Annotated in this window: 19 protein-coding genes; 13 read left to right on the top strand and 6 right to left on the bottom strand. The window is 62.8% G+C overall.

Annotated elements, in window-relative coordinates:
* Positions 1-3: 3 nt before the first annotated feature.
* Positions 4-924, bottom strand: a complete 921-nt coding sequence (locus FHS49_RS02710; protein ID WP_184014953.1) for a DnaJ C-terminal domain-containing protein — start codon at positions 922-924, stop codon at positions 4-6.
* A gap of 115 nt (positions 925-1,039) precedes the next feature.
* Between FHS49_RS02710 and pdxH the strand changes: the two genes are divergently transcribed.
* The 3 genes from pdxH to FHS49_RS02695 are packed head-to-tail and all read left to right on the top strand — an operon-like array spanning position 1,040 to position 3,332.
* Positions 1,040-1,618: a pyridoxamine 5'-phosphate oxidase gene (pdxH, locus tag FHS49_RS02705; protein WP_184014951.1), complete on the top strand. Its 579-nt coding sequence runs from the start codon at positions 1,040-1,042 to the stop codon at positions 1,616-1,618.
* Positions 1,615-2,541 carry a cation diffusion facilitator family transporter gene (locus tag FHS49_RS02700; protein ID WP_184014949.1) on the top strand — a complete coding sequence of 309 codons (927 nt, stop codon included), beginning with the start codon at positions 1,615-1,617 and terminating at the stop codon, positions 2,539-2,541. The genes pdxH and FHS49_RS02700 overlap by 4 nt, the downstream gene beginning before the upstream one ends.
* Positions 2,538-3,332: a PhzF family phenazine biosynthesis protein gene (locus tag FHS49_RS02695; RefSeq protein ID WP_184014947.1), complete on the top strand. Its 795-nt coding sequence runs from the start codon at positions 2,538-2,540 to the stop codon at positions 3,330-3,332. Before FHS49_RS02700 ends, FHS49_RS02695 begins: the two co-directional genes overlap by 4 nt.
* A 170-nt stretch (positions 3,333-3,502) precedes the next feature.
* Here the strand turns inward: FHS49_RS02695 and mnmA are convergent, their stop codons facing one another.
* Complete coding sequence (gene mnmA / locus FHS49_RS02690) at positions 3,503-4,612, bottom strand: tRNA 2-thiouridine(34) synthase MnmA (RefSeq protein ID WP_184015956.1); 1,110 nt, start codon at positions 4,610-4,612, stop codon at positions 3,503-3,505.
* 88 nt (positions 4,613-4,700) lie between these two features.
* Here mnmA and FHS49_RS02685 point away from each other — a divergent pair, with 88 nt between their 5' ends.
* From FHS49_RS02685 to FHS49_RS02675, 3 genes are all read left to right on the top strand, one after another.
* Positions 4,701-4,973 carry a hypothetical protein gene (locus FHS49_RS02685; RefSeq protein WP_184014945.1) on the top strand — a complete coding sequence of 91 codons (273 nt, stop codon included), beginning with the start codon at positions 4,701-4,703 and terminating at the stop codon, positions 4,971-4,973.
* 110 nt (positions 4,974-5,083) lie between these two features.
* The gene (gene sciP / locus FHS49_RS02680) at positions 5,084-5,383 is read left to right on the top strand and encodes a CtrA inhibitor SciP (RefSeq protein WP_184014943.1); all 300 of its coding nucleotides are present in this window, start codon (positions 5,084-5,086) and stop codon (positions 5,381-5,383) included.
* A 135-nt stretch (positions 5,384-5,518) separates the two neighbouring features.
* Positions 5,519-5,776: a GlsB/YeaQ/YmgE family stress response membrane protein gene (locus tag FHS49_RS02675; RefSeq protein WP_184014941.1), complete on the top strand. Its 258-nt coding sequence runs from the start codon at positions 5,519-5,521 to the stop codon at positions 5,774-5,776.
* A 60-nt stretch (positions 5,777-5,836) separates the two neighbouring features.
* Here the strand turns inward: FHS49_RS02675 and FHS49_RS02670 are convergent, their stop codons facing one another.
* Positions 5,837-6,550 carry an SIMPL domain-containing protein gene (locus FHS49_RS02670; protein WP_184014939.1) on the bottom strand — a complete coding sequence of 238 codons (714 nt, stop codon included), beginning with the start codon at positions 6,548-6,550 and terminating at the stop codon, positions 5,837-5,839.
* Positions 6,551-6,649: 99 nt separating this feature from the next.
* Positions 6,650-6,949, bottom strand: a complete 300-nt coding sequence (locus FHS49_RS02665) for a GlsB/YeaQ/YmgE family stress response membrane protein (RefSeq protein ID WP_425502668.1) — start codon at positions 6,947-6,949, stop codon at positions 6,650-6,652.
* A 195-nt stretch (positions 6,950-7,144) separates the two neighbouring features.
* Here FHS49_RS02665 and FHS49_RS02660 point away from each other — a divergent pair, with 195 nt between their 5' ends.
* From FHS49_RS02660 to FHS49_RS02645, 4 genes are all read left to right on the top strand, one after another.
* Positions 7,145-8,332 (top strand): efflux RND transporter periplasmic adaptor subunit, encoded by a 1,188-nt coding sequence (locus tag FHS49_RS02660; RefSeq protein ID WP_184015952.1) that lies wholly within the window; start codon positions 7,145-7,147, stop codon positions 8,330-8,332.
* An 11-nt stretch (positions 8,333-8,343) separates the two neighbouring features.
* Positions 8,344-11,502 (top strand): efflux RND transporter permease subunit, encoded by a 3,159-nt coding sequence (locus FHS49_RS02655; RefSeq protein WP_184014937.1) that lies wholly within the window; start codon positions 8,344-8,346, stop codon positions 11,500-11,502.
* Between the two features lie 30 nt (positions 11,503-11,532).
* Complete coding sequence (locus FHS49_RS02650) at positions 11,533-12,807, top strand: DUF445 domain-containing protein (RefSeq protein ID WP_246350220.1); 1,275 nt, start codon at positions 11,533-11,535, stop codon at positions 12,805-12,807.
* Positions 12,808-12,903: 96 nt separating this feature from the next.
* Complete coding sequence (locus FHS49_RS02645; RefSeq protein WP_184014935.1) at positions 12,904-13,089, top strand: hypothetical protein; 186 nt, start codon at positions 12,904-12,906, stop codon at positions 13,087-13,089.
* Positions 13,090-13,138: 49 nt separating this feature from the next.
* On the opposite strand, the gene murA is transcribed toward FHS49_RS02645, so the two are convergent.
* Positions 13,139-14,422, bottom strand: a complete 1,284-nt coding sequence (gene murA / locus FHS49_RS02640; RefSeq protein ID WP_184014933.1) for a UDP-N-acetylglucosamine 1-carboxyvinyltransferase — start codon at positions 14,420-14,422, stop codon at positions 13,139-13,141.
* Between the two features lie 157 nt (positions 14,423-14,579).
* Here murA and FHS49_RS02635 point away from each other — a divergent pair, with 157 nt between their 5' ends.
* Genes FHS49_RS02635 through FHS49_RS02625 form a run of 3 tightly spaced genes read left to right on the top strand, consistent with a single transcriptional unit; the run spans position 14,580 to position 16,224 of the window.
* Positions 14,580-15,314, top strand: coding sequence for a Crp/Fnr family transcriptional regulator (locus FHS49_RS02635; RefSeq protein WP_184014931.1), 735 nt, complete (start codon positions 14,580-14,582; stop codon positions 15,312-15,314).
* 41 nt (positions 15,315-15,355) lie between these two features.
* Positions 15,356-15,814: a DUF2721 domain-containing protein gene (locus FHS49_RS02630; protein WP_184014929.1), complete on the top strand. Its 459-nt coding sequence runs from the start codon at positions 15,356-15,358 to the stop codon at positions 15,812-15,814.
* Complete coding sequence (locus FHS49_RS02625) at positions 15,811-16,224, top strand: DUF4345 domain-containing protein (protein WP_184014927.1); 414 nt, start codon at positions 15,811-15,813, stop codon at positions 16,222-16,224. The genes FHS49_RS02630 and FHS49_RS02625 overlap by 4 nt, the downstream gene beginning before the upstream one ends.
* A 390-nt stretch (positions 16,225-16,614) precedes the next feature.
* Here the strand turns inward: FHS49_RS02625 and FHS49_RS02620 are convergent, their stop codons facing one another.
* The gene (locus FHS49_RS02620) at positions 16,615-17,148 is read right to left on the bottom strand and encodes a hypothetical protein (protein WP_184014925.1); all 534 of its coding nucleotides are present in this window, start codon (positions 17,146-17,148) and stop codon (positions 16,615-16,617) included.
* Positions 17,149-17,193 lie beyond the last annotated feature (45 nt).

Raw genomic sequence — 17,193 nt, 5'->3', positions numbered from 1 at the left:
AGGCTATACGCCCAGCCCTGCCCTCGGGTTGCGCCCGTCGTCGCCCGACCAGCCTTCGACAAAGGTTTTGAGCGCCTCGTCCTCGCTGGGCAGATCAATCATCAGCGTGACGAGTTGATCGCCCCGCGCGCCGGCCTTGGCATGAAAGCCCTTGCCCTTCAGCCGCAGAACCTTGCCCGATGTCGCGCCCGCCGGAATGCCCAGCATCACTGCGCCATCCACCGTGGGCACCTTCACCTTGCCGCCCAGCACAGCCTCTTTCAGCGTCACGGGCAGATTGAGGCGGACATTGTCGCCGTCGCGCTCGAAGAAGCGATGCGGGCGCACTTCGATCGTGACGATCGCATCGCCAGCACCGCCCGGCCCCGGCTGCCCCTTGCCGCCGAGCTTCATCTGCGTGCCCGTCTCCACGCCGACGGAGAGCTTCAGATCGATCGTCTTGCCATCCTGCAGCGTGATCCGCTGCGGCTTGAGCGCGGCGGCATCTTCGAACGTGACGGCCAGCTTGTAACTCACGTTGCCGCCCCGCTGCGGCGGCGCCTGTCGCGCGCCGCGTCCGAAGCCGCCGCCGCCGCGCCCGCGTCCGCCGCCAAACAGGCCGTCGAAAATATCGCCCAGATCCATGCCATCATCGCCAAAGGGCTGCCCGCCGCCTTGCCCCGGCCGCGGACCGCCGCCGCCAAAACCGAAGGGCGATGCGGGATTGCCATCCGCATCGATCTCGCCGCGATCGAAGCGCGCGCGCTTATCCTTGTCGCTCAGAAGATCGTAAGCCGAGGTAACTTGCCCGAAGCGCTCAGCGGCCTTGGGGTTATCCTTGTTGCGATCGGGATGAAGCTCTTTCGCAAGCGTGCGATAGGCTTTCTTGATGTCCGCTTCGCTCGCGCCGCGCTGGACGCCCAATGTGGTATAAGGATCTGCCATATGCGCCCTTTAGGCCGGTGTATTGCTTCGACGCAACAGATCGGCGCTAATGGCGCGGTTTCAAGTCGGGACAAGCGCATTCCCCGCGCGCACCCGATACGCTATTGCCCCCATCATGACCGACTCCCCTTTTGCCCTGTTCGATCTCTGGTTCGCCGAAGCCCGCGCGAGCGAGATCAATGATTCCAACGCGATGGCCCTGGCCACGGTGAATGCCGAATGGCAGCCCGCCGTGCGCATGGTGCTGCTGAAAGGCCATGGCCCCGAAGGCTTCGTCTTCTATACCAACCAGCAGAGCCGCAAGGCGGACGATCTCTCCGCGCAGCCCAAGGCGGCCTTGCTGTTTCACTGGAAATCGCTCCGCCGCCAGATCCGCATCGAGGGTCCGGTCTCCCCCGTGAGCGATCTGATCGCCGACGCCTATTTCGCCACGCGCAGCCGCGATTCGCAATTGGGTGCCTGGGCCTCCGAACAATCGCGTCCGCTCGATCGGCGCGAGACATTCGAGGCGCGCTTCAACGCGATGCAGGCCCGCTTCGATGGCGGTGACGTGCCGCGCCCGCCGCATTGGTCGGGTTATCTCGTGACGCCGCAGCGAATCGAATTCTGGCAGGACCGGGAATATCGCCTGCACGAGCGCCGCCTGTTTACCCGCACCGGCGATGATTGGGACGAAGGGCTGCTCTATCCGTGAGCACCGCGCATGATCATGGCCGGCTGACCCGCAATGCCGCGCTCGCCAGCGTGGCGACCGCGCTCGTTCTGCTGGCGCTGAAGCTCTATGCCGCAGCGGTCACAGGTTCGGTCGCGATGCTGGGATCGCTGGCGGATACGGCGCTCGATCTGATCGCGTCGCTGGTCACCCTGCTGGGTGTTCGCGTGGCGGCACAACCGGCGGACGACAAGCACCGGTTCGGCCATGGCAAGGCGGAGGCGATCGCCGCATTGTTCCAGGTGATCGTGATCTCCATGTCTGCACTGGCGATCGGCGCGCGCGCGATCTCGCGGCTGATCGCAGGCGAGGTTACCGCCAATGCCGAATATGGCATCGGGGTGTCCATAATCGCCTTGCTCGTGACATTCGCGCTGCTCGCCTATCAGCGCCATGTGATCGCGCGGACCCGCTCGATCGCCATCCGCGCGGACAATGTGCATTATCAGAGCGATCTGCTGCTGAATGGCGCGGTGATCGCTGCGCTCGTGCTGGATCAATATCTCGGCCTGGGCTGGATCGATCCGGTGTTCGGCGTGCTGATCGCGCTGTGGCTGCTTTATGGTGCATGGCGCGCCTCCACCCAGGCGATCGATCAATTGATGGACAAGGAATGGCCCGCCGAAAAGCGGCAGCGATTCCTCGACATCGCGGCCCGCCATCCGGAGTTCATTGGCATCCACGATCTGCGCACACGCACCAGTGGTTCGCGCGATTTCGTGCAATTCCATGTGTGGGTATCGCCCGATATGACCATCGCAGAGGCACACAGGGCCATGGATGCGATGGAGGCCACGCTGATGGCTGAATTTCCGGATACCGAAATCATCATCCATCCCGATCCAGAAGGCCATAATGATCGGCTGGGCGAGGAGGATGAAGCCTTGCGGGAGACGCCCGAATGAGATTGCCCTTCACCCAGATCGACGCCTTTGCGAGCAAACCCTTTACCGGAAATTCCGCCGCCGTGTTCCCGCTCGACGCGTGGCTGCCGGAAGAGGTGCATCAGGCGATCGCGATGGAGAACAATCTTTCGGAAACCGCCTTCCTGATCCCCGCGACCGGCGATGCGGATTACGAATTGCGCTGGTGGACGCCCACGGTGGAGGTCGCGATGTGCGGCCATGCCACGCTCGCTTCCGGCCATGCGATATTGTCCGCCGATCCCGGCCGAGACAGGGTCCGTTTCCGCACGCGCAAGGCGGGTATCCTCACCGTATCGCGTGATGGCGAGGGCTATGCGCTCGATCTGCCGGCCACGCTTATGGCACCGGGCCGCAACGATGCGCTGCTGGCGTCGCTCGGCACACCAGGCGGCGCAGTGTTCACGTCCGTGTCCGGCGCGGAAGAGACCGACATCATTCTGCTGGAAAACGAAGCCGCCGTGCTGGCCTGTACGCCCGATTTCAAGGCGTTGGCCGGGATCGAAACCATGGCGATCGTCACCGCGCCGGGCAGCAGCGCCGACATCGCCAGCCGCGTGTTCGTACCCGCTTGGGGCATAGATGAGGATCCGGTGACGGGTTCGGCCCATGCCGCGCTGGCGCCCTTCTGGGCGGACAAACTGGGGCGGGACAGCTTCAGCGCGTTTCAGGCATCTGCGCGCGGCGGGCATATGCACTGCCGCGTGGCCGGGGAACGGGTAATCCTGACGGGGCAATGCGTGACGGTAATCGAGGGCGTGTTTAGTTTCTAGGCAGATCTCTGCAAAACCATCCTCACCCCGAACTCGTTTCAGGGTCCATTTCGAAGCCACGATCATTGGTCGGGCGGAGCAATGGATGCCGAAACAAGCTCAGCATGACGGTTGCATGTGTGCCAATGGATCGGCCCCAAAAAAGTTTGCCATGGTAGCGGCGGCGTTGATCAGACCACTTCCGCCACCAGCGCGCTTTCGGTCTCTTCGATCCAGCCGCCGCCCAGCACGCGTTCGCCATCGTAGAACACTGCGGCCTGCCCCGGCGACACGCCATATTCGGGGTCGTCGAACGCCAGCCGCCCGCCATCCAGTCGTGCGCCTACAGGTTTCGCCATGGAGCGCACCTTGGCGGCAAGCGGACCGCGGTGATCCCCGCCGATCCAGTTGATGTCCGCAATCCGCGCACCCGACACCGCCAAAGCGCGCCGCGGCCCGACCACCACGCGTCGGGTTTCGGGTTCAAGCCGGATCACATAGAGCGGCTCAGGCTGTCCGCCGATCTCCAGCCCCTTGCGCTGGCCCACGGTGAAATGGATGAAGCCCCTGTGTTGACCCAGCACATGCCCGCCGAGATCGACGATCTCGCCTGCCGTGTCTGCGTCGGGCCGCACCTTCTTCACGATCTTGGCATAATCGCCGTCAGGCACGAAGCAGATATCCTGGCTATCAGGCTTTAGCGCGACGCCCAGCCCCAATTCCCTGGCGATCTCGCGCACTGCGGGTTTGGGCATAGCGCCCAGCGGAAAACGCAGATAATCGAGCTGATCCTGCGTCGTGGCGAACAGGAAATAGCTCTGGTCCCGCGCCGGATCGGCTGCGCGGTGAAGCTCTGCGCCTTCAACCCCCATCACGCGGCGGACATAATGTCCCGTGGCCAGGCAGTCAGCGCCCAGATCCTTCGCCAGCCGGAAAAGATCGGTGAACTTCACGCCCATATTGCATTTAACGCAGGGGATGGGCGTGCGTCCGGCCATATATTCGTCAGCAAAGTCCTCGATCACCGAGGTCCGAAACGCGCTTTCATGATCGAACACATAATGCGCGATGCCGAGCTTTTCGGCGACCGCGCGCGCATCGCGGATATCCTGACCCGCGCAGCAGCTCCCGGTGCGGCCCACGGCTTCGCCATGATCATAAAGCTGAAGCGTGATCCCGATCGTTTCAGCGCCCGTGCGCGCCGCGAGCGCGGCCACCACCGAGGAATCGACCCCGCCGGACATGGCGACGACGATGCGGCGGGCTGAAAGCGGCCCTTCGAGCTGGAATTCGGGAGACATGATCACCGGCCCATAGCCATTTCCGGGGCCGGACGCAAAATTCGCCAAAGTTTACGGTCGATTCAATCTTCGTCCCTAATCCAGACGGATGAGCAAGATCGGCCTTTCGCGATTCGAACGTCTGCTGGCGCAGCCAGAGGCTTTCGCACCCGATTTTCAGGTGCTCATCGCGGCGCTTTCGGCGCAGCAGGAAACAAGCGAAACCGCGCGGATGCAGACGGCGATCGTGCGGCTTGCCGACAGCCACATGGGCGAAAATCACATGGTGAGATTGTTCGCGGATGGAGCCGATGGGGCGGCTTTTCCGGTGCCGGGGAGTTTCAGTGCCGCCGCCGCGGGGCTGCTCGCAGGCGATGAGTGAAGATGACCAGAATGTTTACCTTGGGCCTTTAGTCTTATTTCAACGCTCTTGGTTTAAGTGGAGTCACTGGATGCGTTGGTATCCGCGTAAGCCCATGTTTTGAGGTAGGAATGATCGAAAATCAGAAAATTCGCCCAGCACAGGTGATCGGTCCGCTCGGCGAACCCCTGACGATAGACTCCTTGCCGCCGCCCAGCACGACACGCTGGGTAGTGCGTCGCAAGGCGGAAGTTGTAGCAGCGGTGAACGGCGGATTGCTCAGCGTGGACGAAGTCTGCGAGCGTTACAGCCTCACGCTGGAAGAATTCGCCGGATGGCAGCGCGCGGTCGATCGATCGGGTATGCCGGGGCTGCGCGTCACGCGCATCCAGCATTATAAATCGCTTTATGAGCGCCAGCAGAAATACTGAGATTCCGGCGGAGCGAGGAAAAATCGCTCCGCCCCAAGCATTTTAACAATTCCGGCTGTGGAACAAAGAACCGCGATGACCGTATAAACCTTCAGCAAGCGACCCCGGACAAAGTCGCGCAGCAGGAGGAATACCATGGGTTTCATTATCTGGATCATCGTTGGCGGCGTCATCGGCTGGCTTGCCAGCATCGTCATGCGCACCGACGCGCAGCAGGGCATTTTCCTGAACATCATCGTCGGCATCGTCGGCGCTTTTCTGGCCGGGCTGTTCATCAGCGGCGGCTCTATCAACAATGCCGGTCTTGATGCCCGTTCGTTGATCGCATCGTTCATCGGTGCCGTGGTGCTGCTCGGGATCATCAATCTGGTCCGCCGCGGCAGCGTGCGATAAACCAGTCAGTCGCGTAAAATGAAAGGCCGCGCGGAGCGATCCGCGCGGCCTTTCTGTATTCTATTCCAGTTCGAAGCTCACATTCACTGTGACGCCGACCGATTGCTCGCCGGGATTGATCACCGTATCGGCGGCTTCGGAGCGGGCTTTCATCGCATACATCACCGGCGGTTGCGGATTATATCCGCCCGATTCACTGATAGACAGGATCCGTTTCACTTTCAGCCCAGCCGCACCGGCATAAAGCTGAGCACGCGCCTGAGCCTGCTTCACCGCGGCGACTCGCGCCTCATCCTCCGCCGCTTCGGGCTTGTCGATCTGCAGCGTGGGGCCGCTGATCTGGTTGACGCCCGCGGCTACCAGCGCATCGAGGATCGCGCCGCTCCTGGCGACGTCGCGAAAACGCACCGTGAGCGTGTTATTCGCCTGATAGCCGGTGATCACGGGTGGCACATTCTCACCATAGCGATATTGCGGGTTGAGCCCGATGGTGCTGGTCGCGATGTCGCGCTCCGCCACGCCCGCTTTTTTCAGCGCCGCAATCACCTTCGCCATCCGGTCCGCATTGTCGCGCATCGCGCCTGCGGCGTCGGCGGCCTGCGTCACGACGCCGGCGCTGATCACGGCGACATCCGGCACGCGCTTGGTTTCGCCGGTAGCGACGATATCAAGCCGCGTTCCCTGAATCGGCTGCGGCGGCACCGCTTGCGCAGAGAGCGCCGTGGGCACCATGGCCATCGCTGCCAGCGCGATCGGGGCAAGAGATTTGGTCATACGATAGGGCTCCTTAATTCGCCCGCTGCAACAGCGGCGTAGCACGCCTTAATGCAGCCCGGCGCTGCACCGGGCGTGAACGGACAATTCAGACGCCGATCAGCCTTTGCCGTTCACCTTGAGGATGATGCGGTAGATGACGAGCAACGCGACGGCGCCCAGAGTGGCCGCAATCCAGCCGGCGCGTTCCTGCGGCTCGTAATAGCCGATGATCTGTCCGATATAGCCGGCGAGCAGCGCCCCCGCGATCCCGATCAGCACCGTGATCAGGCATCCGCCGGGATCTTTGCCGGGCATGATGAGCTTGCCGAGCGACCCCGCGACAAGACCTATGATGATCCACCAGAAAACGCCGTCCATGCCCCAAGCCTCCCGCAAATTCGAAACCGGGAGCAGCATCACGCCTAACTTTTTCTTTGGCAAGGGGCGGCGAATAAAACTCTTCAAACCCTATGGATTCCGGGCGTCCGGCTTGATTTCGACGCCGTCCGGGCGCATCAGCCACGCCGGAGAGAAAGTCCCGCTTGAGGCGAGTGACTTATTGATGTAATACACTCGGCAGATAACGGGCTTGAGAGCTGAAGGCGGGCGATGATGAATTACGAAACGCGATTCACCGAGGCGGGCGGTGCTGCGGACATCCTGGAAGACGATGACGTGCGTGCGCGTCGTCGCCGCCGGATGTTCATCAGCGTCGCCGTGCTTCTCGTCGTGCTGCTCGCCGGCATCTGGTTCTTCATGCGCGGCCAGGATGACGCCGCCCTTGCCGAGGGTGCGGCCGCGAAATCCGTGCCCACGGTCACCGTCTTCATTCCCGGCCGTCAAACCGTGGAACGCACGATCGCCGCAACGGGATCGCTGGCTGCACGCCGGGAAATGCCTGTCGGCGTGGCCGGCGAAGGTGGCATGGTCACGCGCGTTCTGGTCGAACCCGGCCAATGGGTGAGCGCCGGGCAGGTGCTGGCCACGATCGACCGCGATGTGCAGGTGGAACAGGCCAATTCGCTGGCGGCACAGATCAATGTCGCGCGCGCCGATGCCCGCATTGCGCAATCCGAGCTGGATCGTTCGCAGGCGCTGCTCTCCCGCGGCTTCATTTCAAAGGCCGATATCGACCGCAAGACCGCCACGCGCGACTCCGCCAATGCGCGCGTCCGCGTCGCCCAGGCGCAATTGAACGAGGCGCAGGCGCGCACGGGTCGTCTGGATATCCGCGCGCCCGCCGCCGGTCTCGTCCTCACGCGCGCCATCGAACCTGGCCAGGTGGTCAGTTCGGCCAGCGGAATTCTCTTTCGTCTGGCCAAGGGCGGAGAGATGGAATTGCTCGCCCAGCTCAGCGAAGGCGATCTCGCGGCGACGACCGTTGGCGTGAACGCCACGGTTACGCCCGTCGGCACCGCGCAGGCCTTCAAGGGCCAAGTCTGGCAAGTGTCCCCGATCATCGATCCGCAAACCCGTCAGGGCACGGCGCGCATCGCGCTTTCCTATGATGTGGCGCTGCGCCCCGGCGGCTTTGCGGCGGCGAAAATCATCAGCGGCTCGCAAAATGCGCCGTTGCTGCCGGAATCGGCGGTGCAGAGCGATGAAAAAGGCAATTTCGTCTATGTGGTCGGCAAGGACAATAAGATCGAGCGCCGCGGCGTCACCGTGGGCGAGGTTGCCGAAAATGGCGTGGCGATCAACGCGGGGCTGAATGGCACGGAGCGGGTGGTGCTGTCCGCCGGCGGCTTCCTCAACGCCGGTGAAACCGTGAATCCAGTGCTGCAGAAGTCCGCGCGCTAAAGGGCTCGATCATGAACTTTCGCAACATCTCCGCCTGGTCGATCCGCAACCCCATTCCGCCGCTGGTGATCTTCATCGCGCTGAGCCTGGCGGGCTGGGTCAGCTTCATGCGGATGGATGTCCAGAACGATCCGGATATCGATTTTCCGGGCGCGATGGTTGTCATCACGCAGCCCGGTGCCGCGCCGACCGAGCTTGAAACCCAGGTCACGCAGCGCGTGGAGGCGGCGGTCCGCAGCATCGAGGGGATTGACGAGATCACCTCTACGGTGACCGAAGGCACTTCGCAGACATTCGTGCAATTCGATATCGGTACGCCGATCGATCGCGCCGTGACCGATGTGCGCGATGCCGTTTCGCAGATTCGTTCGAACCTGCCTGACGGCATATTGGAGCCGCAGGTCATCCGGCTTTCCACATCCGGCAACACGCTGGCTTATTATTCCGCCGAAACCACGGACATGACGCTCGAAGAATTGAGCTGGTATGTGGACAATACGGTGGCCAAGCAGCTCCTGTCCGTATCCGGCATGGGCGATGTCTATCGTCGTGGCGGGGTCAGCCGGGAGATCCGGATCATCCTCGATCCGGTGCGGATGCAATCCTATGGATTGACGGCGACCGAGGTCAACGCCCAGCTTCGTCAGGTCAATCTGAACGCCGCCGGCGGACGCGCGGAAATCGCTGGCTCCGAACAGTCGGTGCGTGTGCTCGGCAATGCCAAAAACGCATTCCAGCTTGGCCAGACCCAGATTTCGTCGGGCGGCGGCCGCACGGTGAAACTCGCCGACATCGCGGATGTCCGCGATCTTTATGCAGAACAGCGCTCGATCTCGAAATCCGATGGCAAGCAGGTGCTCAGCTTCGGCTTCGAGCGCGCCAAGGGCCAGTCCGACGTCACCGTGTTCGACGACGCCATGGTGGTGATGAACAAGCTTCAGAAGCAGAATCCCAAGGTGACGTTCCGCGAGCTTTTCACCAATGTGGATTATACCAAGGATCAATATAGCTCGGCGATGTGGGCGATGGTCGAGGGCGCCGTACTGGCCGTGTTCGTCGTCTTCCTGTTCCTGCGCGATTGGCGCGCCACGGTGATCTCGGCGCTCGCCATCCCGCTGTCCGCCATCCCCACTTTCTGGTTCATGGACATGATGGGGTTCACGCTGAATTCCATGACGCTGCTGGGGCTGAGCCTGGTGGCGGGCGTTCTGGTCGACGATGCGATCGTGGAGATCGAGAATATCGTGCGCCATATGCGCATGGGCAAGACCGCCTATCAGGCCTCGATCGACGCCGCGGACGAGATCGGCCTGGCCGTGCTGGCCACCACGATGACGATCGTCGCGGTGTTCCTGCCTGTCGGCCTCATGCCCGGCATCCCGGGCCAGTTCTTCAAGAATTTCGGACTGACCGTGGTCGCCGCCGTGCTGATGAGCCTTGCCGTGGCGCGCCTCATCACGCCGATGCTGGCAGCCTATTTCCTGAAGGCGCATGGCGAGGCCACGCATGGCGAAGGCTGGCTGATGGATCGCTATATGGATACGCTGCGATGGACGCTCGATACCCGGTGGGCCAAGCAGATCCGCGCCAGGAAAGACCGGAAGCGCTGGCTCGCGCCGCTCGCGGATCATCGCTTCTGGGTGATGGGCATCGGTGCCATCGCCTTCGCTGCCACGATCCTGTCGTTCATGCAGCTTCCCTTCACCTTCCAGCCGTCGATCAATACCGATACCAGCCGGATCGCGATCCAGATGGTTCCGGGCACCACGCTCAAGCAGACCGAGGCCGTGGCGGACAAGGTGATCACGATGATGGAAAAGAAACCCATCGTGGAGCGCGCCTTTGGCCGGATCGATGTCGGCACGGCCACGGTCTATCTGCGCCTGAAAAAGGACCGGAAGGTCACCAGCATCGAGTTCGAGCGCGACACCGCGCCTGAACTGACGAGGATCGCTGACGCGCGCGTCAATTTCCAATCTCAGACGGGCGGCGGCGGCGGCGGCAGCAGCCGGGATATCTCGATCACCCTGGGCAGTGATGATCCCGTCGCGCTGGCGGCAGTCGCATCGCGCGTGCTGGCGGAGATGTCCACCCTGAAGGAGATTGTCGCGCCCCGCATCGAGGGCAATCTGCAGCGCCCTGAAATCACGCTGAAACCGCGCCTCGATCTGGCGGCCAACCTTGGCGTGACCACGTCAGCGCTCAGCAACGCTATCCGCATCGCCACGCTTGGCGAAATCGATCAGAATAGCGCGAAATTCTCGCTTTCCGATCGGCAGATTCCGATCCGCGTGGCGCTGAACGAAGATGCCCGCCAGAAACTCGCGACGATCGAGAATTTGCCCGTGCAGACCATAACGGGCGGGTCCGTCCCCCTGAGCGTCGTCTCGGAAATCGGCTTTGGCGCGGGGCCGACGCAGATCGATCGCAATAACCAGGTCCGTCGCCTCACCATCGGTGCGGATCTTGCCCCGGGTCTCGTATCCGGTCAGGCGATGGAGAAGATCAATGTCCTGCCCGCGTTGAAAAGCTTGCCGATGGGCGTCACCCGCCTGGTGTTGGGTGAGGCGAAATGGCAGGCGGAACTGATCCAGGATTTCACCATTGCCGTGGTTTCCGGTATTCTTCTGGTCTTTGCCGTGCTCGTGTTGCTCTATCGCTCGGTCATGCCGCCGTTCGTGAACATGGGATCGCTGCTGCTCGCGCCACTGGGCGGCGGCCTGGCGTTGCTGCTGACGGGTCATGCAATCTCTCTCGCTGTGCTGATCGGCGTTCTGATGCTGCTTGGCATCGTTGGCAAGAATTCGATCCTGCTGGTCGATTTCGCGCTGGAGGAAATATCGAAGGGTGTCAGCAAGACCGAAGCGATCATCGACGCCGGCCATAAGCGCGCCCAGCCGATCGTGATGACCACAGTCGCCATGATCGCGGGCATGGTGCCCACCGCGCTCGCGCTTTCGGGCGATGGCGCATGGCGTCAGCCGATGGGCATCACCGTGATCGGCGGCCTGATCGTATCCACCCTGCTCACGCTGCTGATCGTGCCCGCCACTTTCAGCCTGGCGATCGGCTTCGAACGCTGGATCGGTCCGCATCTGCGCAAGCGGTTGCTGACCTACAAGCCGGGCGACGAAGGTCCGGCTCATGCCGACCCCCATCCGGCGGAGTGAACCATTTCGCGTCCGGATCATTCTAGCCCCATGGGTGTTTTCGCGCGGACGAACATTGCCAGATTGAATCCGGTCCAGGGCGGTGGTGCGGCGCGGATGCGTGCGGTTGCCACCGGGCTGCTCGTGCTGATGGCGATGGTCTATCTTGCGGCGCGATCATTTCAGGATGTGCATCCGGCAATCGGCTTCGTTCGGGCCTTTGCCGAAGCGGCCATGGTGGGCGGTCTGGCGGACTGGTTTGCCGTCACCGCGCTCTTTCGCCATCCGCTCGGCATTCCCATTCCGCACACCGCGATCATCCCGCGTAACAAGGATCGGATCGGCGATACGCTCGCCCTGTTCCTGAAGGATAATTTTCTCACCCCCAGCGTGGTCGCGCGGCGGATGCGCAAGGTGGACGTCGCCGCGGTGATGGGCCGCTTTCTTGAAAATCCCGACACCGGCGGCGAAGGCCGTATTCGCCAGGGGGCATCCCGCCTTGTGGCCGATGTGCTGGAATCGCTTGATCAGGAAAGACTGGGCGGCATGGTGCGCGCCGCGATGGTTCAGCGGCTCCGCGGACTGGATATCGCGCCGCTGCTCGGCCAGGCACTCGATGCCGCGATGACCGAGGGCCGCCATGTGCCTTTGCTGGATAGCGTGATCAATTGGGGGGCGGAAACGCTGGCCGCCAATGAACATCTGATCCGCGAAATGGTGCATGAACGCGCCGGCGGTGTGCTGCGCTGGACCGGATTGGACGAGAATCTGGCAACCGCGATCATCAACGGCCTGCACAAGATGGTGTTCGAGATGGCCGACGATCCCGGCCATCCGCTGCGCACGAAGGCGCAGGAGGCACTCGCCAACCTCGCCTTCGATATGCAGCATGACAAGAAGATGAAGGCCAAGGTGACCGACTGGAAGAACCAGATCATCGATAATCCGGCCATGCAGAGCTGGATCAATGGCCTGTGGGAACAAGCGCGCACTGGAATGCTCAAGGCGGTGCGCGATCCTGACGCCGCCATCGCCGGCAAATTCGGAGAGGCGCTGAAGCAGCTTGGCGGCACGCTCCAGCATGATGACAAATTGCGCCTGACGATCAACCGCTTCACGCGCCGCGCCGTGGTTGGCGCGACCGCGAGCTATGGCGACAATATCGTGAAGCTGGTTTCAGAAACGGTGCGCGGCTGGGATGCCGGCACGATCACCGGTCGTCTGGAAAACGCCGTGGGGCGCGATCTGCAATATATCCGGGTCAACGGTACGCTGGTCGGCGGACTCGTCGGGCTGACACTGCACGGCGTGGATATATGGCTTTGATGGGGACAATGCCCCAGTGACATCAGGCTTTAATCAAACGTCTTGGCAAAGCGCCGCCTTGGGCTATCAGGACAACCTTGGCGGACAAGGATATTTATGAACGGCTATGTGCAGTTGGAGACGCCCGATGGCGAACCCGTTTTCGTAAACGCCGATCGCGTCAATTTCATTCGACGTTTCAGGGGCGGGAACCTGGCCAGCGCCGTGAACTTCGAAAAAGGCAATTATATCGTCGTGAAGGGCAATCTGGAAGAGGTCGCCAACATGCTCGCAGACGCATGATGCGCGCCTATCTTGTCCGCATTGCCTGAAGGACCGGCCAAAGCCGCCGTCAATCCCGGCTCACCCGCTCGATATCAGCGCCGACGGCCTGAAGCTTTTCTTCAAGCCGCTCATAACCGCGATCCAGATGATAGATGCGGCTGACCTGCGTTTCGCCTTCCGCCGCAAGCCCCGCAATGATCAGACTCATCGAGGCGCGCAGATCCGTGGCCATCACGGGCGCGCCGTTCAATTTGTCGACACCGCGCACCACCGCCGAGCGGCCCGTGACCTCGATATCCGCACCCATGCGCGCCAGTTCGGGAACGTGCATGTAGCGATTCTCGAAGATCGTCTCGGTCAGCACGCTTGCGCCATTGGCCATCGCCAGCATCGCCATGAATTGCGCCTGCATATCCGTGGGGAAGGCCGGATAGGGGGCGGTGGAGATGGACAGCGCATTCAGCTTTTCAGGCGCGGCGATGTGCAGGGAATCACGCGATTCCTCGACCGTGATGCCCGCGCTGCGCAGCGCCGCGATGATCGCGCCCATATCGCTGGCCTTTGCGCCGGTCAGTTCGATCGTGCTGCCCGTGATCCCTGCAGCGCACGCATAGCTGCCCGCCTCGATCCGATCCGGCATCACGCGATATGTCGCGCCGTGCAGCCGTTCCACGCCTTCGATGGTCAAGGTCTCGCTGCCGATCCCTTCGATCCGCGCGCCCATCGCCACCAGGCAATTGCACAGATCCACGATCTCCGGCTCGCGCGCCACATTGGCGAGGCGGCTGACACCCTTGGCCAGCACCGCGGCCATCACCGCATTTTCCGTCGCGCCGACCGACACGATCGGAAATACGAAATCGCCGCCGGGAAGGCGTCCGCCGGGCGCGGTGGCCTTCACATAGCCTGCGGCCAGCTCGATATCGGCACCCATGGCTTCCAGCGCCTTAAGGTGAAGATCGATCGGACGATTGCCGATGGCGCAGCCGCCGGGCAATGACACGGTCGCCTCGCCGGAGCGCGCCAGCAGCGGGCCGAGCACGAGGATAGAGGCGCGCATCTTGCGCACGATGTCATAAGGCGCTTCGGTAGAGGTCAGCGTGCCCGCGCGCATCGTCATCACCCGGCCGAAATCCTCGGGTCGCGCGCCTTCGATCATGGTTGATACGCCGAGCTGGTTGAGCAGATGGCCGAAGCTGTCCACGTCCGCCAGGCGGGGCAGATTGCGCAGCGTCAGCGGCTCATCCGTGAGCAATGCGCAGGGCAATAATGTCAGCGCCGCATTCTTCGCGCCGGAGATGGGGAGTTTGCCGGAAAGGCGCTTGCCGCCCTTGATGATGATACTGTCCATTACCGGCTTCTACTCGCTCGAGCGCGCCGCGCAAGACTCTGGCAAACCCTTGCGAGAGGCCGATAATTTCGGTGAGCAATTGATTTTTGTTAAAGCATGGAGCCGAATCCTTGGGCAAGGCGTTTTCCAGTGTAACTGATTAACGAAGCGGAATGACATGACCGGGAGCTGCTTTGCAGAGCGTCTGGCGCGGTATGTGCCGCTGACGGATAGCGAAAAACGTGCGCTGGAGCGGCTGGAGAATAACCCGCGGGATCTGCCGCGCGGTGCCACCATCACCCGCGAAAATGACAATTGCGACGAAATGTATGTGCTGCGCCATGGCTGGGCGATGAGCTATCTCATTCTGGATGATGGCAGCCGCCAGATCCTGCGCCTCCATTTCCCCGGCGACATGTTCGGCACATCGAGCGCAGCCTTTGGCGAGGCAACGGAATCGCTGGTGACGATGAGCCACGCCACGCTCTGCCCGTTCGACAAGCAGGCGTTGCGCGTGGTGTTCGACGAACACCCCCGCCTGGCCGCATTGTTCTTCATCATCGCGCAGGCCGAACGCGTTTCGCTGACCGACCGGCTCGCCTCGCTGGGCCGCACATCGGCCAAGGCGCGCGTAGCCGCCCTGCTGACCGACATGCTGGTGCGCCTGCGCTTCCTGAACAAGGATATTAGCGACACAATCCCGCTGAAGCTGACGCAGGAAGAAATTGGCGACGCCACCGGGCTGACCGCGGTGCATGTGAACCGCATGATGCGCGCGCTGGCCGAAGACGGGCTGGTGATGCGCAACAACGGCAATCTCGTCATCCGGGACGAGCAGGGCCTGGCGCGGATCGCCAATTATGTGAACCGCTATGCCGAGTTGGATCTGGGCTGGCTGCCCGCCCCGCGCTAAGGGCGCTTGACCGCCATCCCGGCATTCTCCAATCAAGGGAGATGACCGAGGCCGCCGCCGTTACGACCATCGCCCAGACGATCCAGTTCGCGGTCGCACCCGTCTTCCTGCTGACCGGGATCGGGGCGCTGCTCAACGTGATGGCAAGCCGCCTCGCCCGTGTCGTAGACCGCGCCCGCACGCTGGAATTGCTTCATCCCGAAAGCACGGATTCGGCGCGGGAGCGCTATGAATGGGAATTGCGCCTGCTCAACCGGCGGATGACGATCGTGAACGCCTCCATCTTCATGATCGTGGCCAGCGCGGTGGCAGTCTGCTCGGTCGTCGGACTGCTGTTCGTCGCCGAGCTGGGACATTTCCATATCGGCAATGCCGTGGCCATCGTGTTCATCATCGCGATGGGCCTGCTCGTGATGGCGCTGTTCCTGTTTCTCATCGAGATCCGGCTGGGGCTGCACGCCATCCGGACCAGCCGGGATCTGCTCGGCAAGCGCAAATGACCGGGCTCGCGGCCGAACGCCGCCTGCTGCAATTGATCGTGGCACTCGCCTGCATCGTGCCGCTGATGACGGGCGGGATGAGCGTGATCGAAGGGCCTGGCTGGCTGCATGGCGTCGGTCCGCATCCGCCCACCGATCTGGACAGCCATTTCCGCTATGTTTCGGGCATCTTCCTGGCGCTGGGCCTGGCCTTTGCGAGTTGCGTGCCGCGGATCGAAATCAGCGGGCCGCGGTTCCGGCTACTGAGCTTCATGGTGATGACCGGCGGGCTGGCGCGCGCCTGGTCTCTGGTCGAGGTCGGCGCACCGTCACGCGGTCACCTGCTGGGGCTGTGCATGGAACTGGGCGTGGTGCCCTTGCTGATGCTGTGGCAGGCCCGATTTGCGCGGCGCTATGCCGCGGCGGGCTGAACGTCCGTCATTTCAAGGCGCCGCTTGCCATCAAGCAGATCAACGCCGTGTAGGACAGCGATAAAAGACTCGAACTCCCTGCTTTCGCAAAGATGACCGCAACATGAAAAGAGGCTGCCGGACCAAATGGCCCGGCAACCCCCTAACATGGTCAGCGGCCGGATGTTCCAGCCCGGGAGACCAAGTCGCGCTTTTAGCGGCGCGTCCCCCGAACGAACTGAACCGACCCCATTGCTGAACCATGAGACATCGGATCACCTCCTTTCGCTATGTTGAAATTGCGTGTGCTGCTTTGCACAAGTGTATGTGTGAATCATCGCGAGTCTTCGCGCAAGACTTGTATTAAATTTTTTTCTGGCCCAGAATCTCTGGCTCCGCGCCGCCCCAGGGTCAGCCTCGGCAATCTTCCACCACCCGCGCGATTTCCGGCCATGACGGCAGCACCAGGCCAGGCGCGCCTTCCACCTGCACGAGGAAGCGGCCGCGGCTGAAAATCACCTTGTCCAGCATGGCGTCGCGCGGCGTGAGCGTGGCGACGACATAGGGCAGCCCGCCCGCCACATTCTGCACCGGATAGGCCGCGCCACCCGCGGTCGCCGTGACCGTCATCATCGCCGCCTTGCCCGCTGGCAGCACGCCGGGATGAAGCAGGAGGATGCGGCCCTTGTCGCATCGCAGCGAGAACCGTGGCGCAGCACCCGGCGCGCCGAACGAGGCGACGCTGCCGGCGGGTTCGCCGCGATAGGTCCAGTCCCCGGGCGCTGCGGGCCAATCGGTCCAGTCCCCCGTCAGCGCAGGGGCCGGCCGCGGCGCGGGCGGAGGTGCTGCAGGCGGAGGAGCGGCCGGCTCGGGCGCGGCCTGAGGCAAGGGCGCGCAAGCGGCGATCAGCGTCAACAGGAGCAGACCGGCAATTTTCTTCATCATCCAACTTCCACGCTACGCATCGGGGGTGCCTTGATGCCGCAATCA

Origin of the sequence: Sphingobium boeckii (assembly GCF_014199215.1) — a bacterium.
In the GTDB taxonomy this organism is placed as follows: Bacteria; Pseudomonadota; Alphaproteobacteria; order Sphingomonadales; family Sphingomonadaceae; genus Sphingobium_A; species Sphingobium_A boeckii.
This window is presented reverse-complemented; position numbering and strand designations above follow the sequence as displayed.